Origin of the sequence: Streptomyces camelliae (assembly GCF_027625935.1) — a bacterium.
In the GTDB taxonomy this organism is placed as follows: Bacteria; Actinomycetota; Actinomycetes; order Streptomycetales; family Streptomycetaceae; genus Streptomyces; species Streptomyces camelliae.
In genome coordinates this window covers 8,084,259-8,111,207 of the sequence record NZ_CP115300.1, presented here as the reverse complement: position 1 = coordinate 8,111,207, position 26,949 = coordinate 8,084,259, and the positions used below count along the sequence as shown (strand labels likewise).

The 26,949-nt window shown below is 70.9% G+C and carries 26 protein-coding genes and 1 pseudogene; 8 read left to right on the top strand and 19 right to left on the bottom strand.

Annotation, left to right across the window (positions count from 1 at the left end):
• Position 1: 1 nt before the first annotated feature.
• The gene (locus O1G22_RS37220; RefSeq protein ID WP_270085327.1) at positions 2 to 565 is read right to left on the bottom strand and encodes a PadR family transcriptional regulator; all 564 of its coding nucleotides are present in this window, start codon (positions 563 to 565) and stop codon (positions 2 to 4) included.
• A gap of 72 nt (positions 566 to 637) precedes the next feature.
• Between O1G22_RS37220 and O1G22_RS37215 the strand changes: the two genes are divergently transcribed.
• Positions 638 to 1,036, top strand: a complete 399-nt coding sequence (locus tag O1G22_RS37215) for a nuclear transport factor 2 family protein (RefSeq protein WP_270085326.1) — start codon at positions 638 to 640, stop codon at positions 1,034 to 1,036.
• 4 nt (positions 1,037 to 1,040) lie between these two features.
• Here O1G22_RS37215 and O1G22_RS37210 read toward each other — a convergent pair whose 3' ends face one another.
• Positions 1,041 to 1,979, bottom strand: coding sequence for a hypothetical protein (locus O1G22_RS37210; RefSeq protein WP_270085325.1), 939 nt, complete (start codon positions 1,977 to 1,979; stop codon positions 1,041 to 1,043).
• A gap of 52 nt (positions 1,980 to 2,031) precedes the next feature.
• Positions 2,032 to 2,469 carry a cytochrome P450 family protein gene (locus O1G22_RS37205; RefSeq protein ID WP_270085324.1) on the bottom strand — a complete coding sequence of 146 codons (438 nt, stop codon included), beginning with the start codon at positions 2,467 to 2,469 and terminating at the stop codon, positions 2,032 to 2,034.
• Positions 2,470 to 3,058: 589 nt separating this feature from the next.
• On the opposite strand from O1G22_RS37205, the gene rho reads away from it, so the two are divergent.
• Together rho and O1G22_RS37195 are read left to right on the top strand one after the other, a co-directional pair.
• On the top strand, positions 3,059 to 4,207 hold the full coding sequence (gene rho / locus O1G22_RS37200; protein WP_270085323.1) for a transcription termination factor Rho: 1,149 nt from the start codon (positions 3,059 to 3,061) through the stop codon (positions 4,205 to 4,207).
• Between the two features lie 107 nt (positions 4,208 to 4,314).
• Positions 4,315 to 5,148 (top strand): annotated as a pseudogene (locus O1G22_RS37195) (D-alanyl-D-alanine carboxypeptidase family protein); the annotation flags it as partial.
• 98 nt (positions 5,149 to 5,246) lie between these two features.
• Here O1G22_RS37195 and O1G22_RS44580 read toward each other — a convergent pair.
• The 14 genes from O1G22_RS44580 to O1G22_RS37125 form a co-directional block, all read right to left on the bottom strand.
• Entirely contained in the window at positions 5,247 to 6,590 is a 1,344-nt protein-coding gene (locus O1G22_RS44580) for a glycosyltransferase 87 family protein (RefSeq protein WP_333492489.1), read from the bottom strand.
• A gap of 11 nt (positions 6,591 to 6,601) precedes the next feature.
• Positions 6,602 to 8,005, bottom strand: a complete 1,404-nt coding sequence (gene mptB / locus O1G22_RS37185) for a polyprenol phosphomannose-dependent alpha 1,6 mannosyltransferase MptB (RefSeq protein WP_270085321.1) — start codon at positions 8,003 to 8,005, stop codon at positions 6,602 to 6,604.
• 120 nt (positions 8,006 to 8,125) lie between these two features.
• Positions 8,126 to 9,064, bottom strand: a complete 939-nt coding sequence (locus O1G22_RS37180) for a glutaminase (protein ID WP_270085320.1) — start codon at positions 9,062 to 9,064, stop codon at positions 8,126 to 8,128.
• A gap of 49 nt (positions 9,065 to 9,113) precedes the next feature.
• Positions 9,114 to 10,523, bottom strand: a complete 1,410-nt coding sequence (gene aspA, locus O1G22_RS37175) for an aspartate ammonia-lyase (RefSeq protein ID WP_270085319.1) — start codon at positions 10,521 to 10,523, stop codon at positions 9,114 to 9,116.
• A 51-nt stretch (positions 10,524 to 10,574) separates the two neighbouring features.
• Positions 10,575 to 11,591 (bottom strand): asparaginase, encoded by a 1,017-nt coding sequence (locus O1G22_RS37170; protein ID WP_270085318.1) that lies wholly within the window; start codon positions 11,589 to 11,591, stop codon positions 10,575 to 10,577.
• A 41-nt stretch (positions 11,592 to 11,632) separates the two neighbouring features.
• Positions 11,633 to 13,072: an amino acid permease gene (locus tag O1G22_RS37165; RefSeq protein ID WP_270085317.1), complete on the bottom strand. Its 1,440-nt coding sequence runs from the start codon at positions 13,070 to 13,072 to the stop codon at positions 11,633 to 11,635.
• A complete protein-coding gene (locus O1G22_RS37160) occupies positions 13,069 to 13,749 on the bottom strand; it encodes a FadR/GntR family transcriptional regulator (protein ID WP_270086639.1) in 681 nt (226 codons plus the stop codon). The genes O1G22_RS37165 and O1G22_RS37160 overlap by 4 nt, the downstream gene beginning before the upstream one ends.
• A gap of 172 nt (positions 13,750 to 13,921) precedes the next feature.
• The gene (locus tag O1G22_RS37155) at positions 13,922 to 14,758 is read right to left on the bottom strand and encodes an undecaprenyl-diphosphate phosphatase (protein WP_270085316.1); all 837 of its coding nucleotides are present in this window, start codon (positions 14,756 to 14,758) and stop codon (positions 13,922 to 13,924) included.
• A 74-nt stretch (positions 14,759 to 14,832) separates the two neighbouring features.
• A complete protein-coding gene (crcB, locus tag O1G22_RS37150; RefSeq protein ID WP_270085315.1) occupies positions 14,833 to 15,207 on the bottom strand; it encodes a fluoride efflux transporter CrcB in 375 nt (124 codons plus the stop codon).
• Positions 15,204 to 15,587, bottom strand: coding sequence for a DUF190 domain-containing protein (locus tag O1G22_RS37145; protein ID WP_270085314.1), 384 nt, complete (start codon positions 15,585 to 15,587; stop codon positions 15,204 to 15,206). The genes crcB (O1G22_RS37150) and O1G22_RS37145 overlap by 4 nt, the downstream gene beginning before the upstream one ends.
• Entirely contained in the window at positions 15,584 to 16,045 is a 462-nt protein-coding gene (crcB, locus tag O1G22_RS37140) for a fluoride efflux transporter CrcB (protein ID WP_270085313.1), read from the bottom strand. Before crcB (O1G22_RS37140) ends, O1G22_RS37145 begins: the two co-directional genes overlap by 4 nt.
• Positions 16,046 to 16,127: 82 nt before the next feature.
• Positions 16,128 to 16,415, bottom strand: coding sequence for a helix-turn-helix domain-containing protein (locus O1G22_RS37135; RefSeq protein WP_225095942.1), 288 nt, complete (start codon positions 16,413 to 16,415; stop codon positions 16,128 to 16,130).
• Positions 16,416 to 16,602: 187 nt separating this feature from the next.
• Positions 16,603 to 18,165 carry a glycosyl hydrolase 53 family protein gene (locus O1G22_RS37130; protein ID WP_270085312.1) on the bottom strand — a complete coding sequence of 521 codons (1,563 nt, stop codon included), beginning with the start codon at positions 18,163 to 18,165 and terminating at the stop codon, positions 16,603 to 16,605.
• Between the two features lie 108 nt (positions 18,166 to 18,273).
• Positions 18,274 to 20,295, bottom strand: coding sequence for a beta-galactosidase (locus O1G22_RS37125; protein ID WP_270085311.1), 2,022 nt, complete (start codon positions 20,293 to 20,295; stop codon positions 18,274 to 18,276).
• A 243-nt stretch (positions 20,296 to 20,538) separates the two neighbouring features.
• Between O1G22_RS37125 and O1G22_RS37120 the strand changes: the two genes are divergently transcribed.
• Genes O1G22_RS37120 through O1G22_RS37105 form a run of 4 tightly spaced genes read left to right on the top strand, consistent with a single transcriptional unit; the run spans position 20,539 to position 24,705 of the window.
• Positions 20,539 to 21,855: an ABC transporter substrate-binding protein gene (locus O1G22_RS37120; protein ID WP_270085310.1), complete on the top strand. Its 1,317-nt coding sequence runs from the start codon at positions 20,539 to 20,541 to the stop codon at positions 21,853 to 21,855.
• Positions 21,852 to 22,775 (top strand): carbohydrate ABC transporter permease, encoded by a 924-nt coding sequence (locus tag O1G22_RS37115; protein WP_270085309.1) that lies wholly within the window; start codon positions 21,852 to 21,854, stop codon positions 22,773 to 22,775. Before O1G22_RS37120 ends, O1G22_RS37115 begins: the two co-directional genes overlap by 4 nt.
• Positions 22,772 to 23,677, top strand: coding sequence for a carbohydrate ABC transporter permease (locus O1G22_RS37110; RefSeq protein ID WP_225095937.1), 906 nt, complete (start codon positions 22,772 to 22,774; stop codon positions 23,675 to 23,677). The genes O1G22_RS37115 and O1G22_RS37110 overlap by 4 nt, the downstream gene beginning before the upstream one ends.
• On the top strand, positions 23,674 to 24,705 hold the full coding sequence (locus tag O1G22_RS37105) for a LacI family DNA-binding transcriptional regulator (protein ID WP_270085308.1): 1,032 nt from the start codon (positions 23,674 to 23,676) through the stop codon (positions 24,703 to 24,705). The genes O1G22_RS37110 and O1G22_RS37105 overlap by 4 nt, the downstream gene beginning before the upstream one ends.
• A gap of 127 nt (positions 24,706 to 24,832) precedes the next feature.
• Here O1G22_RS37105 and O1G22_RS37100 read toward each other — a convergent pair whose 3' ends face one another.
• A complete protein-coding gene (locus O1G22_RS37100) occupies positions 24,833 to 25,528 on the bottom strand; it encodes a response regulator (RefSeq protein WP_270085307.1) in 696 nt (231 codons plus the stop codon).
• Entirely contained in the window at positions 25,525 to 26,376 is an 852-nt protein-coding gene (locus O1G22_RS37095; protein ID WP_270085306.1) for a sensor histidine kinase, read from the bottom strand. Before O1G22_RS37095 ends, O1G22_RS37100 begins: the two co-directional genes overlap by 4 nt.
• A gap of 199 nt (positions 26,377 to 26,575) precedes the next feature.
• On the opposite strand from O1G22_RS37095, the gene O1G22_RS37090 reads away from it, so the two are divergent.
• Entirely contained in the window at positions 26,576 to 26,926 is a 351-nt protein-coding gene (locus O1G22_RS37090) for a VOC family protein (RefSeq protein WP_067051935.1), read from the top strand.
• The last annotated feature ends 23 nt before the right edge of the window (positions 26,927 to 26,949 follow it).

Genomic DNA, 26,949 nt, shown 5'->3' with positions numbered 1-26,949 from the left:
CTCAGCCCAGGGCCACGCGCTGGGCGAGGACGGCGAGGACCCGCTCACACCAGCGCAGGTTGTCCTCCTCGAAGGCGATCCCGGCCATGAGGGTGAGATACGGGCCGACGCGCTCGGCGGTGCGGAGGTACTCCTCCTCGCTGCGCCCGTCGAGGAGGCGCTCGCGGACCCGCCGGTAGCGGTCGAGCTTGCCGCGCGCCCAGCCCATCCGCTCCTCGACCAGCGCGCGGGTGACCTCCGGATCGCCGCCGTCCATCGCCTGGATCTTGATGAGGAACTCGTCGCGCACGGCGGTGGGCCGTTTCGGCGGCTCGGCGGCGAACGCGGTCAGCTCGGCCCGGCCGGCCCCGGTGAGCGTGAACATCCGCTTGTTGGGCCGGCGTTCCTGCTGCACGGTCCGGGCCTGGACCAGCCCGTCCTGCGCCAGGCGCTCCAGCTCCCGGTAGAGCTGCTGCGGGGTGGCGGGCCAGAAGTTCGCGAGCGAGACGTCGAACGCCTTCGACAGCTCGTAGCCCGAGGCCTCGCCCTCCAGCAGAGCGGCCAGGACGGCGTACTTGAGCGACATGTGGACAGGTTAGCAGCCATTGATTAATCTCATCCGCACCTAATCAATTAATTGAGTATGCGAGGTGATCCGATGCGCGCGTTCCGCGAGGCGGTGGAGGCCGGGAACATCGACGCCGCCGTGGCGCTGCTGGCCGAGGACGTCGTCTTCACCAGCCCGGTCGTCTTCAAGCCGTATCCGGGCAAGGCGATCACCGCGGCGATCCTGCGCGCGGTCTCCCAGGTCTTCGAGGACCTCCGCTACGTCCGGGAGATCGGGGCCCCGGACGGCGCCGACCACGCGCTGGTCTTCACGGCCCGGGTGGGCGACCGCGAGCTGACCGGCTGCGACTTCATCCACGTGAACGAGGACGGCCTGATCGACGACTTCATGGTCATGGTCCGCCCCCTGTCCGGCGCCCATGCCCTCGCCGAGGCCATGGGCGCGCGGTTCGACGAGATCGCGAAGGAGGCGGAGGCACGATCGGCGTGACGCGTCAGCCCTTCAGCTGCCCCAGGGTCGCCTTGGCGTCCTTCTTCAGCCAGTCGGTCACACTGCCGAGGCTAGGCGGGTTCTTGTCCTGGTCGTACGAGCTGAGGTACGCGTTGTAGGTCATCTCGTACGTCACCCAGCCGTCGCGCACGGTGAGCGTGGCAGAGCGGGAGCCGCTCCCGGCGGAGCCGCCGGTGGTGTCCTGGCTGACCAGGTAGGCCTCGTCGCCGATGCCGCTGACCGTGGAGACCTCGTAACCGCTGTGACTGTCGGCGTAGTTCTTCCACAGGGCGGTGAACTCGGGCCCCGGATCAGTCTTTCTGTGCAGGTCCAGCTGCATGGTCAGGTAGGCGTCGGCGTAGGTGGAGCCGGTCTTCTTCAGACCGAGACTGCAGTAACTCTCGTCCAGCGCCGGGTTCTTGAGGGTGTTCTTGGTGGGCGTGGCGTCGTCCTGCGGGTATTCGCTCTTGAAGGAGGAGTAGTCGGCGCGGGAGCACAGGTCGGCCGGCGCCGCGTAGCCCCGCAGGTCCGCGCTGTCGCTCTTGCCGCCGATGAGGAAGACACCGCCCGCCCAGGCCGCGGACGCGACCACCGCGCCGACGACCGCCCACAGCACCGCCTTGCCCGCCCCGCCGCCACCTGTTGGGGGAACGGGCGCGCCGGGGCCGTACTGGGGTGCCTGGGCATAGGGGTTGCCCGGCTGGGGCTGCCCCGCCCCGCCGAACTGTCCCGGCTGCACCTGCTGTCCGTGCGGCACCGGCAGGGGCTGGGCAGCGGGCTGGCCGACCAGGGTGGGCTGCGCATAGAAGTTCCCGGGCGGCGGGGACTGCGGGCTCGGGTACGGATAGGCCGTCGGCTGCGGCGGGACGGCCGGCTGCGGCGGCTGCGCGGGCTGCGGTGCCGGCTGATCGGCCGGCTGAGGCGGCTGCGATGGCGTGGACATGTCCTGAACATAGTGCACGCTTATCGGTCAAGTCCCCTGACGTCCGGGATCGTTACGGTCTGGGGACATACCGCCGGAGGCGGACGGCAGGGTCCGTGCGGACGCTGTTGCCGGCGAAGCCGGAGTGCGGCGGCAAGTCGGCTTCGCGTGCGGCGAGTTGGAGGTCGGGGGAACCGGGAGAACAGCCGCTCCAGCGCGATCGCGGCCTCCTGGCCGGTTGCGCGGCCTTCGCCGCGGCGATCTCACCGAGCACGGCGACGAGTTCACGGCTGGCGGCACCGGCCCGGGCCGGCGTGATGCCGGTGGCCAGGACCTGATTGCTCACGTGATGCAGCCGGTCACGGAACACGACGTCCACCCCGATGAGTTCGATGACTGCCCGGTCAACTCCACGATCGGGACCGTAGTTACGCCACCCGGCGCGGGGTGAAGGCGCGGCCGGCCTGGGGGACCGCAGCCGACGGTGGTCGTCGCCGTCGGCGGTGGCCATGCCCCGTACGGTCGCGAAGGTCGGCGGCGGCAGGCCGGGAGCGTTCCGCCCCTCCCGCAAGGCGTGAAGTGCCTTGTGTCCTTGGCGACTTCGGGATGCCGGAGGGACTCCTTGAGCGCGTCGTGCCCGCGTACGGCCATCCCCTCGATGCCGCCGGGCAGTTCGACCGGGGCCCACGGTGCCCTGCACCCGCAGGCGCGCGTTGACGGCGTACGAGCAGCCGCCGAAGGGGGCCGGAGGGGACGGGGCCGGGCGGGAGGAAGTTCCACGGGGTTCTTCTGACGGTCGGGCAGGGCGGGAATAGACGTGGACGCCCTCATGTTGACGTCACCGGACGTACGGGTATAGTGCGATCAGCGCATGTGTGTGTCCCGTCGTACGGACACCGGTGTCGCTCTTCTCTCCACCAGCCCTTCGGCCAGGACTCTCGACCGGCCCGGGCTTCTTCTCGGCACACCTCGTGACCAGGTCGTTTCCGCCGTACCCCGAGGTGTCGTTCCCGCCGCCCGCAGGCATGTGTCCGCCTGCCGCTCGCGGCCTCTCCCCCCTTCCCACGCTGTTTCTCCCGTCCGCGAAAGGACCTCCCACCATGACCACCACACTCGACCACCCTCCCGTGGTCCCACAGGCCCCGGCTGCCCGGCTCGTCACCGGTGTCCTCGACATCGACGCGCAGGGGAAGGGATGTCTGCGGGCCACGAACCTCCTGTCCGCCCCGGCCGACCCCCAGGTCCCCACGGCCCTGATCCGGCGCCACGGGCTGCGCAAGGGCGACCTCGTCGAGGGCGTCCGGGGCGAGCGGCGGGCACTGACCGAGATCACGCGCATCGAGGGCCGCGATCCGGCGGGCCCGGTCGGCCGGCGCCGCTTCGGCGACCTCACCCCGCTCCACCCGCACGACCGCCTCCGCCTCGAACACCCCGCCTCCGGGCCGGCCGGCCGGGTCACCGATCTGCTCGCGCCGGTCGGCAAGGGCCAGCGCGGCCTGATCGTGGCCCCGCCGAAGAGCGGCAAGACGGTGCTGCTCCAGCAGCTCGCCGCGGCCGTGGCCGGCAATCACCCCGAGTGCCGGCTGATGGTCCTGCTGCTGGACGAGCGGCCCGAGGAGGTCACCGAGATGCGCCGCTCGGTGCGCGGCGAGGTGTACGCCTCCACCTTCGACCGGACGCCCAAGGAGCACATCGCGCTCGCCGAACTCGTCGTCGAGCGGGCCAAGCGCCTGGTCGAGGCCGGCGAGGACGTCGTCGTCCTGCTGGACTCGCTGACCCGGCTGTGCCGGGCCCACAACAACGCCTCCGCCGCCGGCGGACGCACCCTGAGCGGCGGTGTCGACGCCGGTGCGCTGCTCGGCCCGAAGCGGTTCTTCGGCGCCGCCCGCCAGGCCGAGGAGGGCGGCTCGCTCACCATCCTCGCCACCGTGCTGGTGGACACGGGCTCCCGCGCCGACCAGTACTACTTCGAGGAGCTGAAGAGCACCGGCAACATGGAGCTGCGCCTCGACCGGGAGGCGGCCGCCCGCCGCCTCTTCCCCGCCGTGGACATCGACGCCACCGGCACCCGTCGCGAGGAACTCCTGCTCACCCCGGCCGAGTTGACGGCCGTGCACGGGCTGCGCCGCGTGCTGCGCGGCCGGGAGGGCGGTCCCTCCGGACTGGAGACCCTGCTGGAGCGGCTGCGCGCCACCCCCGGCAACGCCGCGTTCCTGCGGCAGATCCGGCCCACACTGCCGGCCGGCTGACCACCGCCCCGGCACGCCTCGCCCGGGGTGCCTCGTCCGGGTTGCTCGCGTGGGCCGAACGGCCCGGAGGGCGCGAAGAACGAGAGAGGTATTCGTACGTTGATCACATGATCACCGGACTTTCTCATCGGGCGGCCCTGTCGGCCTGTTCCCTGTGCGTGACGGGGGTGCTGGCGCTCGCGCCGGGCGCCGTCTTCGCCGGGCAGCACACGGGGGACCCCGCTCCGCCCGGCCCCCAGGCGGTGATGCCCGGGCCGTCCCAGCTGTACCGCTCAGGTACGCAGGTCCGGCCGCACCGGGGGGCGCCCGAGGTGCCGGAGGTGTCGGCGCTGTCCTGGGTGGTGGCCGACGCCGGCAGCGGGGACGTGCTGGCCGCGAGCGACGCCCACCTCAGGCTGCCGCCGGCCAGCACCCTGAAGACGCTGTTCGCCCTCACCGTGCTGCCCGAGCTGCCGGGCGGGATGCGGCACACCGTGCGGGACGCGGAGCTGGCGGACATCGGCCCGGGCAGCAGCCTGGTCGGCATTCAGGAGGGGCGCACCTACGACGTGGCCGATCTGTGGCGCGGGGTGTTCCTCAGGTCCGGCAACGACGCCGTGCACGTGCTCGCCTCGATGGCCGGCGGATGGGACGCCACGGCCGCGCGGATGCAGGCCAAGGCCCGCTCGCTCGGCGCCCTGGACACCCATGTCGTCTCCCCCGACGGCTACGACGCGGACGGCCAGGTGTCCTCCGCCTACGACCTGGCGGTCTTCGGCCGGGAGGGGCTGCGCAACCCCGACTTCGCCCGCTACTGCTCCACCGCCGAGGCCACGTTCCCCGCCGACGGATGGGCGTTCGGGATCTCGAACACCAATCGGCTCCTGACCGGCCGGGACGGCGTCGCACCGTATCCGGGGCTGATCGGCATCAAGAACGGCTACACGTCCCACGCGGGCAACACCCTGGTGGCCGCGGCCCGCCGCCACGGGCGCACGCTCGTGGTGACCGTGATGAACCCTCAGGCGGGCGGCGGGTTCACGGTGTACAACGAGGCCCGTCAGCTGCTGGACTGGGGCTTCGACGCGGCCGGGCGGGTCGATCCGGTCGGCTCGCTGGACGGGCTGCGCGTCAAGCCCCGCCCGGCGAAACCGGCGGTACCGGTGGCCGCGGCCGCGTCGCGGGTCCCGGACGACGAATCGGGCTGGTCCGGTACCGCGCTCGTCGCGGGGCTCTCGGGGATCGGCGCCGGGGCGGCCGTGGCGCTGGTGCTGCGGGCCAGGGGCAAGGCCTCGCGCGACTGACCCACCGGCAGGCCGAGAAGCAGGCCCAAGGTGATCCACGTGTAGAGGTTGCCGCCGAGGAACCCGCCGACGCCCGAGGCGCCGTCGTACCAGAGCCACACCACGCTCGTGCACATCACCGCGTACAGGCCCCCCGCGATGCGCGGGTGCCCGGCGCGGACCAGGACCGCGAACGACGGCAGCAGCCACACCAGGTGATGAACCCAGGTGATCGGGCTGACCAGACAGGCCGCCGCGCCGGTGAGCGCGAAGGCCGCCGTCCAGTCCCCGGCCGTCACCGCCCGCCGGGCCCGCCAGGCCCACACGCACAAGGTCAGCAGGACCGCCGTGGCCCACAGCGGGCGGCCGGTCTCGCCGAGGCGGGCCAGCACACCCTGCAGCGACTGGTTCGAGACGTAGGCGAGGCGGCCGACCCGGCTGGTGTCCCACAGCGCCTCGGTCCAGTAGAAGCGGGACGCGCTCGGGTCCGCCCAGGCCGCGAGCGCGCTCGCCGCGACGGCCACGGCCGTCGCGACACCGGCCGCCCGGCGGCGCCCGGCGAGCAGCAGCAGGCCGATGAACAGGGCGGGCGTCAGCTTCACGGCGGCGGCGAGCCCGATCCCGGCGCCCGCCCAGCGCCCCCGGCCGCTCGTCAGCAGCCGGCAGTCACCGAGGACGAGGGCGAGGAGCACCAGATTGACCTGGCCGAAGCTGAAGGTGTCCCGCAGCGGTTCGAACAGCGCGAGCGCACACAGGGCGAGCGACCAGCGGTACCAGCCGTACCGCCGGCGGCCGGAGCCGGCCAGGATCCACAGGACCATCGCGAGCGCGGCCAGGTTCACCAGCAGCGACAGCGCGATCGCGGTGGTCCGGCCGAGCAGGGCCAGCGGCAGCATGGCGAGGGCGGCGAACGGCGGATAGGTGAAGCCGTAGGCGGTGCCGGGGACGTGGTAGTCGTAGATGCGGCCCCCGTGGTGCACCCAGGTGTGCACGGTCCCGTAGTAGACACGCAGGTCGAAGAAGTCGCGCAGCAGCGGCACGGTCGCGGTGAAGACGGTGACCGCGGCGGCGAGGACCAGGACCAGCAGCAGCCGGCCCCGGGTCGTGCGCGGCCCGGTCACTCCGAGCGCGCTCACGCCGTACGTCCCGGCGCCGGGGCCTGGGCCGCCAGGTGGGCCTGCCACAGGACGACCACGCCGAGCACCCCGCCGGAGACGGCGAGCACCAGCTGGCCGGGATCGGCGGGACCGCCGCTGGGCAGGACGGCGAGGGCGAGGACACCGGCCAGGGCCGCGACCCGGTGTCGTACCGAGGTGTCGGGCGCGGCGGCGGCGATGAGGAACAGGCCCCACAGCACGTACCAGGGGCGGATCGCCGGGCCGAACACGGCGACGGTCAGCAGGCTCAGACCGAGCGCGTACACGGGTCTGAGGCGCAGCCGGAGCCATATCAGCGCGACGAGGACGGCGGTGACTGCGAGGCCCAGCAGATGCCAGGCCGGAACGGCGAGCGGGGCCAGGCCGCTGCCGAGGTGGTCCAGCAGGGCACCGGTGGCCCGGCCGAGCAGGCTGGTCAGGGCCCAGTTGTGCGGGGAGACCGGCGTGGCCAGAGCGCCGATCCAGCCGTAGCCCGTACCGGCTACGGCGGTGGCGGCGACCGTGGTCGCGGCGGAGGCGGCCGCGGTGGTCAGGAGGGCGGGCAGCGGACGGCGGCCGGAGCGGACCTGAAGGGCGAGCACCGCCAGGAGTCCGAGCCCGGCCGGCGCCTTGACCAGAGCACCCAGCGTGACGAGGACGGCCGCGCCGATCCCGGCGGCCGGCCTTGGGGAGCGCGCGGCGACCAGGCCGAGCCCCAGCAGGCCGAGCATGAGGGCGTCGTTGTGGGCGCCCGCCACGAGGTGCAGCAGGACGAGCGGGTTGAGGGCGCCGAGCCACAGGGCCGCGGCCGGGTCGGCGCCGCTGTGCCGGGCGAGCCGGGGCAGCGCGAGCGCCATGAGGGCCACACCGAGCAGGGCGACCAGGCGCATGCCGAGCAGGCCCGCGGGCAGTTCGCCGCGGGTCAGGCCGGACAGTGCGGAGGCCAGCCCGAGGAAGGCGGGGCCGTAGGGGGCGCCGGTGTGCTGCCACATCGGCGCGACCTCGTCGGCGAGCGGGCCACCGAGCTGGTCCGGACCGTGGGCGTAGACGTCCATGTGGGCGTCGACCATGGCGCCCTGCGCGAGATAGCTGTAGACGTCCCGGCTGAACAGCGGCGGGGCGAGCAGCAGCGGGGCCGTCCACGCGGCCAGCACGAGCAGCAGGGCACGCGGGCTCGGTGGCCGCGGTCCGCGCACCAGCCGGCCGAGCAGCACCCAGGCCGCTATCAGCAGGACGACACCGAAGTACACGCCGACCAGCCCGAGCGCCGCCCGCGCCGAGGCGGGCGCCAGCAGGTCCTGCACCGGCAGCGCACCGGCGGTCTCACCGCCCAGCGCGAGAAAGGCGGTACCGGCCAGCCCGAGCAGCCGGCAGCGGCGGAGATCGACGGGGAATGCCATGGCCAACACTGCTTCAGCGTGTCAACGCCGGGTGGCCGGAAGGATACGGCGAGCCCACCGGGCGGGGGCCGAGATGTGACCGGCGGGGGTGGGAACCGGCCAAGGCGCGCGGGGCACCCGTCAGAACACCGACAGTCCGGTGAGCGTCGTGAAACGGTCCAGGGCCGCCACCCCCGCCACCGAGTTGCCCCGCTCGTCCAGCCCGGGGCTCCACACGCACAGCGTGCAGCGGCCGGGTACGACCGCGATGATGCCGCCGCCGACGCCGCTCTTGCCGGGCAGGCCCACGCGGTAGGCGAAGTCTCCGGCCGCGTCGTACGTCCCGCAGGTCAGCATCACCGCGTTGACCTGCTTGGCCTGGCTGCGGGTGAGCAGCCGCCCGCCGTCGGCGCGGATGCCGTGCCGGGCGAGGAAGCCGGTGGCCAGGGCCAGGTCGGCGCAGGTGGCGGCGACGGAGCACTGCCGGAAGTACTGGTCGAGCAGGACCGGTACGTCGTTGTCGATGTTGCCGTAGGACGCCATGAAGTGGGCGAGGGCGGCGTTGCGGTCGCCGTGGGCGGTCTCGGAGGCGGCGACTTCCTTGTCGAAGTCCAGCGCCGGGTTGCCGCTCTCGGCGCGCAGGAAGTCCAGGAGATGTCCGGCCGCGTCGCCGGTACGGGTGTGGAGGCGGTCGGTGACGACGAGCGCGCCCGCGTTGATGAAAGGATTCCGCGGGATGCCGTTCTCGTACTCCAGCTGGACCAGGGAGTTGAACGGGTTGCCGGAGGGTTCACGGCCCACGTGCTCCCAGAGTTCGTCGCCCTCGCGGGCCAGGTCCAGGGCGAGCGTGAAGACCTTGGTGATGGACTGCGCGGAGAACGGCTCCCGCCACTCCCCCACCCCGTACACGGTGCCGTCCAGCTCGGCGACCGCCATGCCGAAGCTGCGCGGATCGCGGGCGGCGAGGGCCGGGATGTAGTCGGCGGGACGGCCGCGGCCGGGGGTGCGGCCTATCTCCTCGGCGATGCGCTCCAGGACCGGCAGAAAGGTGTGGGACGACGTCATTGTCATGATCACCATTGTGCCTCCCGCCGGTCCCGGAGCGTCATCGGGCCCGCGTCACCGCAGGTCAGGCGACCGGTGCCGCACTGCCCGCGACGATCTCCGGACGCAGCAGCTCGGCCAGCCGCTCGGCGGGCAGCAGGCCCTTCTCCAGCACGAGTTCGGCCACCCCGCGGCCCGTGACGAGGGCCTCCTTGGCGATGTCGGTCGCCGCGGTGTAGCCGATGTGCGGGTTGAGCGCGGTGACCAGGCCGATGGAGTTCTCGACGCTCGCGCGCAGCCGCTCGGTGTTGGCGGTGATGCCGTTCACGCAGCGCTCGGCCAGCGTGAGGCAGGCGCTCTGCAGATGCGTGACCGACTCCGACAGGGAGTGCAGGATGATCGGCTCGAAGGCGTTGAGCTGGAGCTGTCCGGCCTCGGCGGCCATGGTGATGGCGACGTCGTTGCCGATCACCTCGAAGGCGACCTGGTTGACGACCTCGGGGATGACCGGGTTGACCTTGCCCGGCATGATCGACGAACCGGCCTGCACCGGCGGCAGGTTGATCTCGCCGAGGCCCGCGCGCGGACCGGAGGACAGCAGCCTGAGGTCGTTGCAGCTCTTGGAGAGCTTGACCGCGATCCGCTTGAGCACGCCGGACATCTGGACGAAGGCACCGCAGTCCTGGGTGGCCTCCACCAGGTTGGCGGCGGTGACCAGCGGCAGCCCGGTGATCGCGGCCAGGTGGCGGCGGGCGGCCTCGGCGTAGCCGGCGGGCGCGTTGAGGCCCGTGCCGATCGCCGTGGCACCGAGGTTGATCTCATGGATCAGCTCGACGGCCTCGGCGAGACGGCTGCGGTCCTCCTCGATCATGACGGCGTAGGCGGAGAACTCCTGGCCGAGCGTCATCGGCACGGCGTCCTGCAACTGTGTACGGCCCATCTTGAGCACGTCACGGAACTCGACGGCCTTACGGGCGAACGAGTCCTGCAGTACAGCCATCGCCTTGAGCAGTCCACGCACCGCGAAGACCGTCGCTATCTTGACGGCGGTCGGGTAGACGTCATTGGTCGACTGACCCAGGTTGACGTCCTCGTTGGGGTGCAGATACGCGTACGCGCCCTTGGCGTGTCCGAGCAGTTCCAGCGCCCGGTTCGCCACGACCTCGTTGGCGTTCATGTTGGTGGACGTGCCGGCACCGCCCTGGATGACGTCGACGACGAACTGGTCGTGCAGCTTGCCCGCCCGGATCTCCCGGCAGGCGGCGACGATCGCCTGCGCCTTCTCGGGCGCCAGCAGCCCGAGTTCCTCGTTGGCGAGCGCGGCGGCCTCCTTGACGGCGGCCAGGGCGTCGATCAGATGCGGGTACGCGGAGATCGGCGTACCGGTGATGGGAAAGTTCTCGGTGGCACGCAGGGTGTGCACACCCCAGTAGGCGTCGGCGGGTACGTCACGGTCGCCGAGCAGATCGTGCTCGCTGCGGGTGGCGGCGGTCATGAGGGTTCAGGTCCTCTTTCTGGGCTACAGGGGCGATCTGTGTTCGGCGAACTACGCGCAAGCAGTGAAGGGAACCGGATCCAGCGCACGCACTACACGCACGGACCCCACCGGCTCCCCGCCCCCGAGCAGCGGCTCACCCACGAACTCGGTCAGCGACTCGGGAGCCACGCCCGCGCGCGCGAGCGCGGCCGCGGCGACCGGCACACGCGCCCGGTTCGCCCCGTCAGCGATCTTCACGGCGATGGCCCGGCCGTCCGGCAGCGCGGCGACCTGCACGCCCTCGAAGCCGTCCTTGGCGAGCAGCCCCGGCACGGCCCGCATCAGCGCCGCGACGTCACGCCCTGAGCCGGAGGCCATCTCGGCGTGCGAGCGCACGGCGTCGGCGACCTTGGCCTCGGGCGTGCCGGGCGCGGCGGAGGCGATCCGGGCGACGGCGCGGGCGAGGCCGTGCAGGGAGATCGAGAACAGGGGCGCGCCGCAGCCGTCGACGGTGACCCGGGCGACGTGCTGGCCGGTGAGGTCCTCGACTATCTCCTGGATGGCCTGCTGGAGCGGGTGCGCCGGGTCGAGGTAGTCCGTGAGGGACCAGCCGTTGAGCTTGGCGGTCCACAGCATGGCCGCGTGCTTGCCGGAGCAGTTCTGGGCGAGCCGGTCGGGCGTGCGGCCCTCGCGGACCCAGGTGTCCCGGACGGCCGGGTCGTACGGCATGTCGGGGACGTTGCGCAGGTCGTCCTCGGTGAGCCCGGCGAGTTCGAGGATGCGCCGGGTGCCGGCGAGGTGACGCTCCTCGCCGGAGTGGCTCGCGGCGGCCAGCGAGAGCAGCTCCCCGTCGAGGGGCAGCCCTGCCCGCAGCATGGCCACGGCCTGGACGGGCTTGAGGGCCGAGCGCGGGTAGAAGGCGGCCTCGATGTCGCCGAGCTGGAACTCCACCCGGCCGTCGGCGCCGAGGACGACGACGGAGCCGTAGTGGATGCCCTCGACGACCCCGCCGCGGACGAGGTGGGCGACGGGGGTGTGGAGGGGTTCGCGGACGACGGGTGCGTCGGCGGGGGAACTGCTGTACATCACTGCCTGCATCGATGGGTCGGGTCGGGCCGGTTCGCGGGTCACGCGTCGGCGCCGGTGGACGTGCGCGCTATGCGGCCGCGGATGGCGTACCAGCCCGCGACCAGCGCTGCGACGATCAGCGGCAGACACAGCACGGTGGTGCGTCCGGCGCCGCCGTCGGCGTACATGAGGACCAGGACGGAGGCGAGGAACGCCAGCGTCACGATCTCGGTCCAGGGGGAACCCGGCAGCCGGTAGGACGGCCGGGTCAGTTCGCCCTTCTGGGTCTTCCGCCAGAAGAGCGCGTGACAGATCATGATCATGCCCCAGGTCGCGAGGATGCCGATCGCCGCGAAGTTGAGGACGATCTCGAACGCGTCGGCGGGGACGACGTAGTTGAGGCCGACGCCGAGAACACAGATACCGCTGGTGAGCAGGATTCCGCCGAACGGGACCTGACTGCGGCTCATCTTCGCGGTGAACTTCGGGGCCGAGCCGCTCATGGCCATGGAGCGCAGGATGCGGCCGGTGGAGTACAGGCCGGAGTTGAGCGAGGACATGGCCGCGGTGAGGACGACCAGGTTCATCACGCCGCCGGCCGCGGGGACGCCGATGTTCGACAGGACGGTCACGAAGGGACTCTCGCCGGCGCTGTACTTGTTCCAGGGCAGCAGCATCGAGAGCAGGACGACGGAGCCGACGTAGAACAGGCCCACGCGCCACATGATCGAGTTGATCGCCTTCGGCATGATCTTCTCGGGGTTCTCGGTCTCACCGGCGGCCACGCCGACCAGCTCGACGGAGGCGTAGGCGAAGACGACGCCCTGGATGATCAGCAGCATGGGCAGCATGCCGTTGGGGAAGACACCGCCGTTGTCGGTGATCAGCGACGGGCCGGGGTGGTGGCCCGCGACCGGGTGCTGGGTGACCAGCAGGAAGATGCCGATGCACATGAAGACGACCAGCGCGCTGACCTTGACGATCGCGAACCAGAACTCCAGTTCGCCGAAGATCTTGACCGAGATCAGATTGACGGTCAACACGACGGCCAGGGCGATCAATGCGATCAACCATTGAGGGATGTCCGAGAACATGCCCCAGTAGTGGGTGTAGGTGGCGACCGCGGTGATGTCGGCGATACCGGTGGTGGCCCAGTTCAGGAAGTACATCCAGCCCGCGGTGTACGCGCCCTTCTCGCCGAGGAACTCCCTGGCGTACGACACGAAGGCGCCGGAGGACGGGCGGTACAGGACGAGTTCGCCGAGGGCGCGCACGACCAGGAAGGCGAAGACGCCGCACACGGCGTACGCGATGAAGAGGGAGGGCCCGGCGTCGGCGAGCCGGCCGCCCGCGCCGAGGAAGAGGCCGGTGCCGATGGCTCCGCCGATGGCGATCATGTTGACGTGCCGGTGCTTCAGGCCTTTGCTGTAGCCGGCGTCTCCGGCGTCGACATGGCCGGACGAGGGGCGCGTCTCGTCTTTGAGGTGCTGCTCGCTCACGCCTCGGGTCCGCCTTCCGTAGGGAGGTCGTCCGTCCGCTGGGGACGCACGATGTCGGTGAGGGTCGTCTCGACGCGGTCCAGGTGGTGGCTCATGGCCTCCACCGCGTCGTGTTCGGAACCGTCGATCAGCGCTTCGACGATGGCCCGGTGCTCCCGGTTGGACTGCTCGCGGCGGCCGCCCAGTTCGTTGAGGAAGGCCGACTGACGCGCCAGTGCGTCCCGGATCTCCTCGATGACCCGGCGGAAGACCGGGTTCTGGGCGGCCTCGGCCACGGCGAGGTGGAAGAGGGTGTCCATCGCGACCCACGCGGTGGTGTCCGTCTCCCGCTCCATGCGGTCGAGCAGGTGGGCCAGGTGGTCCAGGTTCTCCGGGGTGCGGCGGGCGGCCGCGTACCCGGCGACCGGGATCTCGATGTGCCGGCGCACCTCCAGCAGGTCGCTGGCCGCGTAGTCGCCGAACGTGGGGTCCTCGACGGCGTTCGCGACGACGAAGGTGCCCTTGCCGGTCCGGGAGACCGTGAGGCCCATCGTCTGCAGCGCGCGCAGCGCCTCGCGCAGCACGGGCCGGGACACCTCAAGGGTGCGGCACAGCTCGGCCTCGGAGGGGAGCTTGTCGCCTATGGCGTACTCGCCGCGTTCGATGGCGCCGCGGAGGTGGCCGAGAACCGCTTCCATGGCGCTCACGCGCCGGGGGCCCGGACCACCTGTCTGGCTGTCTGACAGGTTCACGGGAGCGATCCTGCGGGTTGCGTGCCAGGGCTGTCAAGGCATCGCGTAAGGAAACATTCACGGGGTGCGGCGCCTGAAAACAGGCATCCGCACCCCGTGGGTGATCAGCGGTGTTCGGTCAGGCGTCGAGCACGCCCGTGGCGAGCAGGCCGAGCAGGCCTACGCCGATCACGATCCGGTAGATCACGAAGGCGTTGAAGGAGTGCTTGGCGACGAACTTCAGCAGCCAGGCGATGGAGGCGTAGGCGACCACGAAGGAGACGATGGTGCCGACGGCCAGCGGGGCCGCGCCCACGCCCGCGCCGAGGGCGTCCTTGAGCTCGTAGATCCCGGCACCGGTGAGGGCCGGGATACCGAGGAAGAACGACAGCCGGGTGGCGGCGACGCGGTCCAGGTCCAGGATGAGCGCGGTGGACATGGTGGCGCCGGAGCGGGAGAAACCGGGGAAGAGCAGGGCGAGGATCTGGGAGCAGCCGACCCACATCGCGTCCTTGAACGAGGTGTCGTCCTCGCCGCGCTTGTGCCGGCCCATCTGGTCCGCGCACCACATCACGGCGGAGCCGACGATCAGTGAGCCGGCCACCACCCAGAGAGAGCCGAGCGCGCCGTCGATCAGCGGCTTGGCGGCCAGACCCACCAGGACGATCGGGACGGTGGCGGCGATCACCCACCAGGCGAACTTGTAGTCGTGGTGGTAGCGCTCCTCGCGGTTGGTCAGACCGCGGAACCAGGCGGAGACGATCCGCTTGATGTCCTTGAAGAAGTACACGAGCACGGCGGCGATGGCGCCGACCTGGATGACGGCGGAGAAGCCGACGACGGACTTGTCGTCGACCGGGATGTTCATGAGCCCCTCGGTGATCTTCAGGTGACCGGTGGAGGACACCGGGAGGAACTCGGTCACCCCCTCGACGACACCGAGGACGACGGCTTGACCGACGGAGATGGCGCTCATGGGATCCAGTTCTGGGTAAGAGTTGGTCGACAGTGCTGTAGACAGTCTTACTATGCCCGACCGTAGAGCAAGAGTCAGGCAAACAGCACGTCGGCGAGGGAGAACCCGGCGAACGCCGCCGCGAGCCCGGCCGCCACGCTGCCGACGACGTTGACGGCAGCGTAGAGCCCCGAGCCGGCCTCGGTCAGCCGCAGGGTCTCGTAGGAGAACGTCGAGTACGTCGTCAGCGCCCCGCAGAACCCGGTCCCCAGGAGAAGCTGCAGGTGAGGCCCGGCGGAGCCGGCGGAGACCGCGCCGGTCAGCAGTCCGAGGACCAGACTGCCGACGACGTTGACGACGAAGGTGCCCCAAGGGAAGACCGAGTCGTGGCGGGCCTGCACGGCACGGTCGGTGAGATAGCGCAGGGGTGCCCCGACCATGGCCCCCGCGATCACCAGGAGCCAGCTCACAATGAATTCTTACCCTTCGCTTCCCCTGTGTCCGAATCATCTGCGGAGCGCCCCACGTACCGGACCACCTCGCACTCCTCCAGCGTGACGAGGCCCTCGTCGACGAGTTCGTCGAGCTGCGGCAGGAACGCCCGCACCCGTTCCTCGGTGTCCACGACGACCACGGCCACGGGCAGGTCCTCGCTCAGGGACAGCAGGCGGGAGGTGTGGATGCGCGAGGAGGCGCCGAAGCCCTCGATGCCCCGGAAGACGCTGGCCCCGGCGAGCCCGGCCGCGTGCGCGCGGTGCACGATCTCGGAGTAGAGGGGCTTGTGGTGCCAGGTGTCGTCCTCGCCGATGTAGACGGTCAGCCGGAGGGCCCGGCCGGTGAGGGACGTCATCGCTGCCTCCCTACGATGATCCGGCGGGCGGCGGCCGAGGCGAGCCACACCGCGGCGAGGGCCGCGCACAGCGTCGCGGCGAGATAGGCCAGCCCGATGCCCAGGCGGCCGCCGTCGACCAGCTTGCGGATGTCGACGGCGTAGGTGGAGAAGGTGGTGAAGCCGCCGAGGACGCCGGTGCCGAAGAAGGGGCGGATCAGGCGGTGGGCGGCCCACACGTCGGTGATGAGCACCATGAACACGCCGATGACCGCGCAGCCGATGACGTTGGTCCAGAAGGTCGCCCAGGGGAAGGAGCCCGGCGGCGTGGGCCAGGCGAGGCTCAGCCCGTACCGGCCGCACGCGCCGAGGGCGCCGCCGATCGCGACCACCGCGACGACGGGCGCCTGGGCGCGCCACTCGGACCGCCCCCGCGGCGCGGGACGGACTCGGATGCTCTCGGCTTCCGGGGCTGTCATGCTCGTACGTCTCCTGTTCGGCCGACCCGACGGGTGATCACGGCCGGGCACCAGGGTACCGTCGCACCGCCGAACCCCGTGTTCACCAGCCCTTCTCGAACACCCGGGACACCTCGGCGATGCGGATCTCGTCGCGCCGGTAGCAGACGCGGCACCGCACGCGGCGGGTGCGCAGCAGGCCGAGGCGGGTGAGGAAGTCCAGGTGGGCGCGGGCGGTCCGGTGGGGCACGCCCAGCTTGGCGGCCACGGCCCGCGCGGTGACACCGGTCTCGGCGAGGTCACCAGGGCCGTGGGCCGGGAAGTGGGCCGCCGGGTCCTTGAGCCATTCCAGGATCGTCTTCCGCATCCGGCCCGAGGGAGTTCCCGTCATCCGTCCACCCTCCGTCCCGGCCTCCTCGTACGCAGTGTTCCCACTGTGGCCCGGGCGACGCCGCCGCGTCCGGGACTCGCCCGCCGTTGTCCGGTACGCGGCGCAGGGCGGCCGAGGAGCGTCCGGCGCGGCCCCCGAACAGGGAGAGGGCCCGGCCGCCCCTTACGGCCGGGCCCCGCGGTGTGGTTCAGCGGTGGCTGAACCACGTCATGGAGGACAGCGCCTTGTCGTCGTAGCCGAACAGGGCCTGGTTCTCCCAGCCGTTGCCCGAGGTGGCGTCGGTCGGGTCCCAGCCGTTGCCGGTGACGGCGGTCCAGGTGGCCTCCCAGTAGAAGACACCGAGGCCTCGGTGGTTCGGGACGGCCTCCACGATGCTCGCCACGTCGTTCATCCACTTGGTCTGGCCGGCCACCGTCGCCGGGTAGCCGGAGACCAGCTTGGCGGTGGTGTCGATCTGGTTCTCCAGCGAGTCGTCGTTGGCCAGCGTGAAGGGGTAGGCGGTCTCGGCGACGAAGACGGGCTTGCCGTAGCGGGAGGCAGCGTCGTCCAGGGTGGTCTGGAAGTCGGAGAGCGGGCCGTGCCAGTAGCCGTAGTACGACAGGCCGATCGCGTCGAACTTCACGCCATTGGCGACCGCGTTGTCGAAGAACGTCTCGGTGCCAGCCTTGTCCCCGCCCTTGGCCAGGTGCAGCGCGACGACCGTGGCGGAGCTGACCGCCTTGGCGGCGTCGTAGCCCGAGTTGAGCAGACCGGCGAGCTGGCTCCAGTTGGACGTGGATCCCTCGGACCACAGGATGCCGCCGTTGATCTCATTGCCGATCTGGACCATGTCGGCGGTGGTGCCTTGAGCCTTCAAGGCGTTCAACACGTCGTACGTGTGGTTGTACACATCAGTCTTGAGTTGACTGTATGTATGGCCCATCCATGCGGCCGGCTTGGTCTGGGCGCCGGGGTCGGCCCAGGTGTCCGAGTAGTGGAAGTCGACCAGGAGCTTCATGCCCTGCGCCTTGATGCGCTTGGCCATGGCGAGGACGTGCGTCTTGTCGTTGAAGCCGTCCGCCGGGTTCACCCAGACCTTCAGGCGGGCGTAGTTCATGCCGTACGACTTCAGGACGGCGAGCGCGTCGCTGGTGGTGCCCGAACTGGTCTTGTAGACACCGCCCTTGGCCTCGCTCTTGGCGAGGGAGGAGATGTCGGCGCCGTGGATGGACGTGCCGGTGGTGCCGGACGTGAAGGTCAGATCGTCGACGTTGATCCAGTTGCCGGCGTTCGCGTCACTGTTGATGCTGATGGTGCACTGATTGTTCGTCACATTGATCGGCGTGACGATACGGATCCATCCACTGGACGAGATGGGCAGATCGGTGCGCTGCTCCGAACTCCCGCAATTCTTGAGGGCTATGTACGCGGCGTTCTGCCCGCCGCTGGAGCGGACCCAGGCGGTCAACGTGTAGGTGCCGTTGGTCAGGCCCGACAGGTACTGGTACGTCTCCACCTTGTAGGCGGAGGCCGAGTAGTGGGTGAGGCGGTAACTGCCGCTGTGGCCGCCGGACTCGGTGTACGAGGCGCCGGTGTCGCCGTACTCGGACCAGCCGGAGGGGGTGGCGGTGCCGGTGCCGTCGGCCTCGAAGCCGCCGTTGGTCAGCGTGCTCGCGGCGTGCGCGGCCTGCGCGGGCAGGAAGGAGAGGGCGAGCCCGGCCGTGAGCGGCAGCAGCAGGGCTCTGATGGTGCGTCTGGGATGGAACTTCATCGTCCGTCGTCCCTTCGACGTAACTGGGGAGGGGGTCCTCCGGTGGGGCCGGAGGAGAACCCCTCCGCCCACGGCTCTCGTGGCACACGCGGGCGGAGGGGAGCCTGCTCAGCCGTCGAGTCGTACGACCCGGACGGCCCCCGCCGGGACCGGGAGGCGGCCCGCGGCGCGTTCGCCCGTCAGCAGCTCGGTGCCGGGCGTGTCCAGCGGCACCTTGGTGTCGCCGGCGGTGTGGTTGATCGCGAAGAGGTAGGTGCCGGACTCGCCGCTGCGGCGCACCACTTCGACGTCCCGGGGCAGGTCGGCGCGCGGGGTGAGCCGGGCGTCGTCGGCCGCCCAGCCGACAAGTGCGTCCAGGCCCTGGGCGTCGAGGCGGGTGGAGACGTACCAGGCGGTGCCCTTGCCGAGCCGGTGCCGGGTGACGGCCGGGCGCCCCGCGGTGAGTCCGTCGGCGTAGGTCCACACGGTCTCGGCGCCGCGCGGCACGACGAACTCCGTCCACACGTCCCCGGACAGCTCGGAGCCGTCGGGGCCGCTCAGCCGCACCCGCTCGTCCTTCAGCAGCGGCGAGAACTCCTCCACCGTCAGGCCGAGGACGTCGCGCAGCGCGCCCGGGTAGGCGCCCTCGTGCACGGCGTCGTGCTCGTCGACGATGCCGGAGAAGTACGACACCACGAGCGTGCCGCCGTTCTCGACGTACTCCCGGACGTTGTTCCCGGCCGCCTCCGTCATCAGGTACAGGGCCGGTACGACGACAAGGGGATAGGCCGACAAGTCGGCTTCCGGGTGGGCGAAGTCGACCGTGAGGTGGCGGTCGTAGAGGGCCTCGTAGAAGGAGTCGGCGCGCTCGCGCGCGTCGTGGTCCTCGCTGGGACGCCAGGCGAGATTCTGCGCCCACCAGGACTGCCAGTCCCACAGCATGGCGGCGTCGGCCTGGGTGCGGGTGCCGCGGACGGTGCGCAACGAGTCGATGGACGCCCCGAGTTCGACGACCTCGCGCCACACCCGGGTGTCGGTGCCGCCGTGCGGCAGCATCGCCGAGTGGAACTTCTCGGCGCCGCGCCGGGACTGGCGCCACTGGAAGAACATCGCGCCCTCGGAGCCGCGGGCCACATGGGCGAGGGAGTTGCGGGCCATCTGGCCGGGGGCCTTGGCGGGGTTGCGGGGCTGCCAGTTGATGCCCGAGGTGGAGTGCTCCAGCAGCAGCCAGGGCGAGCCGCCCGCGACGGAACGCGTGATGTCGGCGGCCATCGCGAGATTGACGTGGGTGCGGCGGCCGTCGGTGATCAGGTAGTGGTCGTTGGTGACGAGGTCGACCTCGCGGCCCCAGGCCCAGTAGTCGATCGAGTCGCACTGGCTGAGCGCGGTCATGAAGTTGGTGGTGACCGGGACGCCGGGTGAGAGGCGGTGCAGGATGTCGCGTTCGGCGCGGAAGTTCTCGCGGATGGTCGCGTCGGCGAACCGCTTGTAGTCCAGGGCCTGGCCAGGGTTGCCGACGGTCGGGGTGGCCCGGGGCGGGTTGATCTGCTCGAAGCTCGTGTAGCGCTGGCCCCAGAATGCCGTTCCCCAGGCCTCGTTGACCGCGTCGACCGTGCCGTAGGTCCGCGCGAGCCAGCGGCGGAAGTGGGCGGCGCAGGAGTCGCAGTAGCAGGCCGAGACGGGGACGCCGTACTCGTTGTGCACGTGCCACAGGGCGAGGGCGGGGTGGTCGCCGTAGCGTTCGGCGAGCTTCACGGTGATCGCCTTGGCTGCGGCCCGGTAGTCGGCGTTGCTGTGGCAGATCGCGCCGCGCGAGCCGAACTCGTGGCGCATGCCCTCGGCGGTCACCGGCAGGGCCTCGGGGTGCGCCCGGTAGAACCAGGCGGGCGGGGCCACGGTGGGCGTGCCGAGGTCGACGCGGATGCCGTTGTCGTGCAGCAGGCCGATGATCCGGTCCAGCCAGCCGAAGTCGTACTCCCCCGGGGCCGGCTCCAGCAGGGCCCAGGAGAAGATCCCGACGCTGACCATCGTGACGCCGGCCTCCCGCATCAGCCGGACGTCCTCCTGCCAGACGCTTTCCGGCCACTGCTCGGGGTTGTAGTCGCCACCGAAGGCGAGCCTGGTGAGGCCCCTGGGGCTGGTGTCCGGCATGGATGTCTCCCGCTTAATCGATCATTTGGGAACGTGCACACACAACGGCAGCGGTGCAAGCCCAACATAACCGCACAGCAACAACCATTGACAAGTGTCCGGGATGTTTCTCTACTGTGAACGCTCACAGAAGCATGGCAGGGGCTCGCGACGGGCGAGCACCCGGGTCATGTGAACGTGCACAACGCACATCTGCATGGCAGGTCCCCGCAGCGGGCGGGGACCCAGGTCAGGGGAGAAACCATGCCGCACACGAAGCGCCGTCGCCTCGTGACAACCGCCCTCGCCGTCGCGCTGGGCGCGACCACCCTCGCCGCCTGCGGCTCCGGGGACGACAGCAAGTCCGAGTCCGGTCCGGTCTCGCTGACGTACTGGACCTGGACGCCCGGCATGGACAAGGTCGTGGACCTGTGGAACAAGGGGCCGGGCAAGAAGGACCAGATCACCGTCACGGCGAAGAAGCAGGCCGGCGGCGACACTCTGGTCACCAAGATCCTCACCGCGCACAAGGCGAAGCAGGCCCCGGACCTGGTGCAGGCCGAGTACCAGGCACTGCCGACCCTGGTCAGCAATGGCGCGCTGGCCGACATCTCCAAGCAGGTCGGCGACGTCAAGGGCAAGTTCGCCGACGGCGTCTGGCAGCAGACCACGCTCGGCACGGACGCCGTCTACGCGATCCCGCAGGACATCGGCCCGATGATGTTCTACTACCGCGAGGACCTGTTCAAGCAGTACGGCCTGACGGTCCCGACCACGTGGGACCAGTTCGCCCAGGTCGCCCGCCAGCTGAAGCAGAAGGCCCCGGACAAGTCCCTGACCACCTTCTCCGCCAACGACTCCGGTCTCTTCGCGGGCCTCGCCCAGCAGGCCGGCGCCAAGTGGTGGACCACCTCCGGCAGCAAGTGGAAGGTCGCGATCGACGACCCGGCCACGCAGAAGGTCGCCAAGTTCTGGGGCGGGCTGGTCAAGGAGGGCGTCATCGACAACCAGCCGATGTACACCCCGTCCTGGAACAAGGCTCTCGACACCGGTAAGCAGATCGCCTGGGTGAGCGCCGTGTGGGCGCCGGGCACGCTGACCACGGCCGCGCCCGACACCAAGGGCAAGTGGGCCATGGCCCCGCTGCCGCAGTGGTCGGCGACCCAGGACGTGACCGGCAGCTGGGGCGGCTCCTCGACGGCCGTGACCACCGACTCCGCACACAAGGACGCCGCCGCCAAGTTCGCCGCCTGGCTGAACACCGACCACGACGCCCTCGACGCGCTGGCGAAGGACAGCGGCATCTACCCGGCCTCGACGTCCGCACAGCTCAGCGGCGCGTTCTCGAACCCGCCGGACTACTTCTCCAACCAGGCCGACTTCTACCCGAAGGCCGCCGAGATCGCCAAGACCACCGCGCCGTCGGCCTGGGGCCCGAACGTGAACGTCGCGTACGCGACCTTCAACGACGCGTTCGGTGCCGCCGCCAAGAACAAGTCGGACTTCTCCGCCGCCCTGAAGCAGATGCAGGACGCCACGGTCGCCGACATGAAGAAGCAGGGCTTCGAGGTCTCCCAGTGACAAGCCCCGCAAGCCGGAAGTCGTACGGGGTCAAGGGGGCCCCGTACGCCTTCCTTCTCCCCGCCACCGTTCTGTTCGCCCTCTTCTTCGCGCTGCCCATCGGCTACGCCGTCTTCCTCAGCTTCCGCAAGGTGCACGTCTCCGGGCTCGGGCTCGGTGCGAACGCCCGCAAGGAGGTCTGGGCCGGCGTCGAGAACTACACCGGCGCCTTCAAGGACAGCGAGCTGCTGCACGGCGCGCTGCGGGTGCTCGGCTACGGCTGCATCGTCGTCCCGGTGATGCTGGGCCTCGCCCTGCTGTTCGCGCTGATGCTGGACTCCGACAAGGTGCGGTTCACCCCGTTCACCCGGCTCGCGATCTTCCTGCCGTACGCCATCCCCGGTGTGGTGGCGGCGCTGCTGTGGGGCTTCCTGTACCTGCCGGACGTGAGCCCCTTCTACTACGTCCTCGCCAAGCTCCACCTGCCGCAGCCGAACCTGCTGGACGGCGGTCCGCTCTATCTCGCCCTGTCGAACATCGCGGTCTGGGGCGGCACCGGCTTCAACATGATCGTCATCTACACCTCGCTGAAGTCCATACCGGCCGAGGTGTACGAGGCGGCAAGGCTGGACGGCGCCACGCCGCTGCAGATCGCCCTGAAGATCAAGATCCCGATGGTGGCGCCCTCACTGGTGCTGACCTTCTTCTTCTCGATCATCGCGACACTCCAGGTGTACAACGAGCCGACCACCCTCAAACCGCTCACCAACTCCGTCGACACGAGCTGGAGTCCGCTGATGAAGGTGTACCAGGACGCCTTCCACCGGAACGACATCTACTCGGCGGCCGCCGAGGCGGTCCTGATCGCCCTGGTCACGCTGGTCCTGTCGTTCGGTTTCCTGCGGGCCGCGAACCGCCGCAACAAGCAGGAGGCGCGATGAGCACCCTCGCCGTCCACAAGGCCGCCCCGGCGGCCGGCACCACACCCGGTACGGCACGGCGCCCGCCGCTGCGCCGCCGGATCGCGCTGGTGCCGACGATCACCCTGCTGCTCGGCGCGATCTACACGCTGCTGCCGGTCGCCTGGGTGGTGATCGCGTCCACCAAGTCCGGGCACGAGCTGTTCTCCACCTTCACCTTCCTGCCCGGCACCGGGTTCACGCAGAACATCAAGGACCTGAACGCCTACCGGGGCGGCATCTACTGGAGCTGGATGGGCAACTCCGCCCTGTACTCCGGTGTCGGCGCCCTGCTGTCCACGGCCGTGTCGGCGTTCAGCGGCTACGCGCTCGCGACCTACCGATTCAAGGGCCGCGAGACGATCTTCAACGTGCTGCTCGCGGGCGTCCTGATGCCGCCGGTGATCCTCGCCGTCCCGCAGTACCTGCTGCTGGCGAAGGCCAACCTCACGGACTCCTACCTGTCCGTGCTGCTGCCGCAGATCCTCTCCCCGTACGGCGTCTACCTCGCCCGGATCTACGCCTCCGCCGCCGTCCCCACCGATGTGGTGGAGGCCGGCCGGATGGACGGGGCGAGCGAGTGGCGGATCTTCACCCGCATCGCGCTGCCGATGATGATCCCGGGCATGGTCACGGTGTTCCTGTTCCAGTTCGTCGCGATCTGGAACAACTTCCTGCTGCCGTACATCATGCTCAGCGACGACAACAAGTTCCCGCTCACGCTGGGTCTGTACACGCTGCTGGAACAGGGCTCCAACACGCCGGCTCTCTACACGCTGGTGATCACGGGCGCGTTCCTCGCGGTCCTCCCGCTGATCGCGCTGTTCCTGATCATTCAGCGGTTCTGGAGCCTCGACCTGCTCTCCGGGGCCGTAAAGTCATGACCATGGGCAATCCGGGGGGCCGGCGCAAACCGCCGACGATCCACGACGTGGCGCGCGAGGCAGGCGTCTCGCGCGGCACCGTCTCGCGCGTGCTCAACGGCGGGCACTACGTCAGTCCCGCCGCGCAGGAGGCGGTCAATGCCGCCATACGCAAGACCGGGTACGTCGTGAACCGGCACGCCCGTTCGCTGATCACCGGGCGGTCCGACTCGGTCGGCTTTCTGCTGACCGAGCCGCAGGAGCGGTTCTTCGAGGACCCCAACTTCAATGTCCTGCTGCGCGGTTGCACCCAGGCGCTGGCCGCGCACGACGTGCCGCTGCTGCTGATGCTGGCGGGCACGGAGGACGAGCGGCGGCGCATCACGCGGTACATCACCGCCGGGCACGTCGACGGGGTGCTGCTGGTCTCCAGCCACTCCGGTGACCCGGTCGCGGAGGAGCTGCGGGAGGCGGGCGTGCCGCTCGTCGCCTGCGGCAAGCCCATCGGCCTGGGCTCCAAGGTGAGTTACGTGGCCGCCGACGACCGGGACGGCGCCCGGGACATGGTCCGGCACCTGCTGTCGCTGGGACGGCGGCGGATCGGTGTGGTCACCGGTCCGCTGGACACTCCCGGTGGTGTGGAGCGGCTCGCCGGGTACAAGGAGGTGCTCGCCGAGGCGGGCATCGGGGTCGACGAGCAGCTCATCGTCTCCGGTGACTACAGCCGGGCGAGCGGTGAGGCGGGCGCGGAGCGGCTGCTGGCGCAGGCACCGGACATGGACGCGGTGTTCGTGGCCTCCGACCTGATGGCGCAGGGCGTGCTGGCGGCGCTGCACCGGGCCGGCAAGGGGGTGCCGGATGACATCGCTGTCGGAGGTTTCGACGACTCGCCGGCGGCGACGGCCGCGACGCCGGAGCTCACCACGATCCGGCAGCCGTGGGACCGGATCAGCAGTGAGATGGTGCGGGTGCTGCTTGCGCAGATGGGCGGGGAGGATCCGGCGGCGGTGATTCTTCCTACGGAGTTGGTGCGGCGCGAGTCCGCTTGAGCGATGGCGACCAGTGGGGTGCCGGGAAGGCCGTCAGGCGTCTGCGGCGTCGTTGTGGCTGGTCGCTCCCCCACGTTCTCGGCTTCGCTCGAACAGGGGGGACCCCCATCGCGGCGGAGCCGCACATTCAACACGGCCCCGCGCTCCTTCGGGGCGCTACCAGCCCTGTCTCGTAAGCGAGGACGACGGCCTGGGCGCGGTCCCGTAGGCCCAGCTTGGCGAAGATGCGGGCCACGTGGGACTTGATCGTGGCCTCGCTCAAGGTCAGTTCGGTGGCCAGTTCCGTGTTGGACAGGCCTCGGCCCATCAGGGTCAGCACCTCGCGCTCGCGCGGGGTGAGAGCGGCCAGGTCGGCGGGCGGGGCCTCGGCCGTGTGCCGGGCCTCGGCCGCGTACCGCTCCACCAGGCGCCGGGTGATCTGCGGGGCCAGCAGGGCGTCGCCGGTGCCGACCAGGCGTACGGCCGCAGCGAGGTGCTCCGGGGTGACGTCCTTGAGCAGGAAGCCGCTGGCGCCGATCGACAGGGCCTCGTAGACGTAGCGGTCCAGGTCGAACGTGGTCAGCATGAGTACCCGGCAGTCGGGGACCCGCTCCAGGATGCGCCGGGTGGCCGCCAGGCCGTCCATGACCGGCATGCGGATGTCCATCAGCACGACGTCCGGGCGCAGTTCCCGCACCGCGGCGACCGCCTCGGCGCCGTCGGCTGCCTCGCCCACCACCTCGATGCCCCGGGCGGTGAGGATCAGCCGGAAGCCGGTGCGGATCAGGGTCTGGTCGTCGGCGATCAGGACGCGGGGCGCCCACTCGGGGGTGTCCGGCGTCATGGGCGGTCCAGCGGGATGCGGGCGCGGACGCGGTAGCCACCGCCGAGCCGGCGCCGGGCGTCGAAGTCACCGCCGTAGACGGCGACCCGTTCGCGCAGCCCGAGCAGGCCGCGGCCGGTGCCCTCGCCGCGCGGTCTCGGCGCGGCCGGTGCGTCACCGGTGAGCACGCTGGGGCCGGAGTTGAGCACCTCGACGCGCAGGGCGTGGTCGGCATAGCGCACGCTCACCTCCGCCGTGCCGCCGTCGCCGTGCCGGAGCGCATTGGTCAGGGCCTCCTGGATGATGCGGTAAGCGGTCACGTCGATGCCCTGGGGCAGCGGGCGCGGCTCGCCCGAGACGCGGACCTCGACGGGGAGTCCCGCGAACGATATCCGGTCCACCAGGGAGCCGAGCCGGTCGAGGCCGGGCTGCGGGGCGAGCGGGGTGCTCGACCGGTAGGCGCCCGGTCCGGCGTCGGTGTCGGCTTCCGTGCCGTCCGGGGCCGGTGCCAGCAGGCCCAGCAGGTGTCTGAGGTCGGTCATGGCGCCCCGGCCGGCGTCCTCGACGGCTCTGAGCGCGGTCGCGGCCTCGTCCGGCATGGTGCCCAGCACCTCGCGCGCGGCGCTCGCCTGGACGACCATGAGGCTGACGTTATGACTGACGATGTCGTGCAGCTCCCGGGCGATCCGGTCGCGTTCAGCCGCGATGGCGGCCTCGGCGGCGCTCTCCCGCTCCCGCTCCAGCAGCCAGCCGCGCTCCCCGACCGCCGCCTGCCAGCGGCGCCGGGTGCGCACCAGGGCCACCGTCAGCCCCACCACGGCGGCGCTCGCCCCCGCGCGCGCCGCCGTCAGCACCTCGTACTCCCCCATGCCGTTCATGGTCGCAGACGGCACTGACATCAGCATCGACCTGGGGATTCAGTGGTCTGCATCCGTGGGATGAGGCCCTGCCGGCGGGGCAGCCGCAACCGGTCAGGATCGGAGAAGCCGCCACCGGCTCCGCCGCCCTAGCGTGAAGTGCACCGGCGGTCAGGGCCGCCGGACCCTGTTTCGTGAAGGAGTGAGTGCCATGACCGCGGGCGTGCAGACGATCATCTACCCCGTCAAGGACCCGAAGGCCGCCAAGGCGCTGTTCACCGCCCTGCTGGGCGTCGAGCCGTACGCCGACGAGCCGTACTACATCGGCTTCAAGGCCGCCGGGCAGGACGTCGGGCTCGACCCGAACGGGCATGCGCAGGGCCTGACCGGGCCGGTGCCGTTCTGGCACGTCACCGATCTGCGCGAGCGCCTCGCGGCTCTGGTGGAGGCGGGCGCCGAGGTGCTCCAGGACGTGCGGGACGTCGGCAACGGCCGGCTGATCGCCTCCGTGAAGGACCCCGACGGCAACCTGATCGGTCTCCTCCAGGACCCCGCCGCCTGAGCCCCGGCCGGCCGCCCGCACCC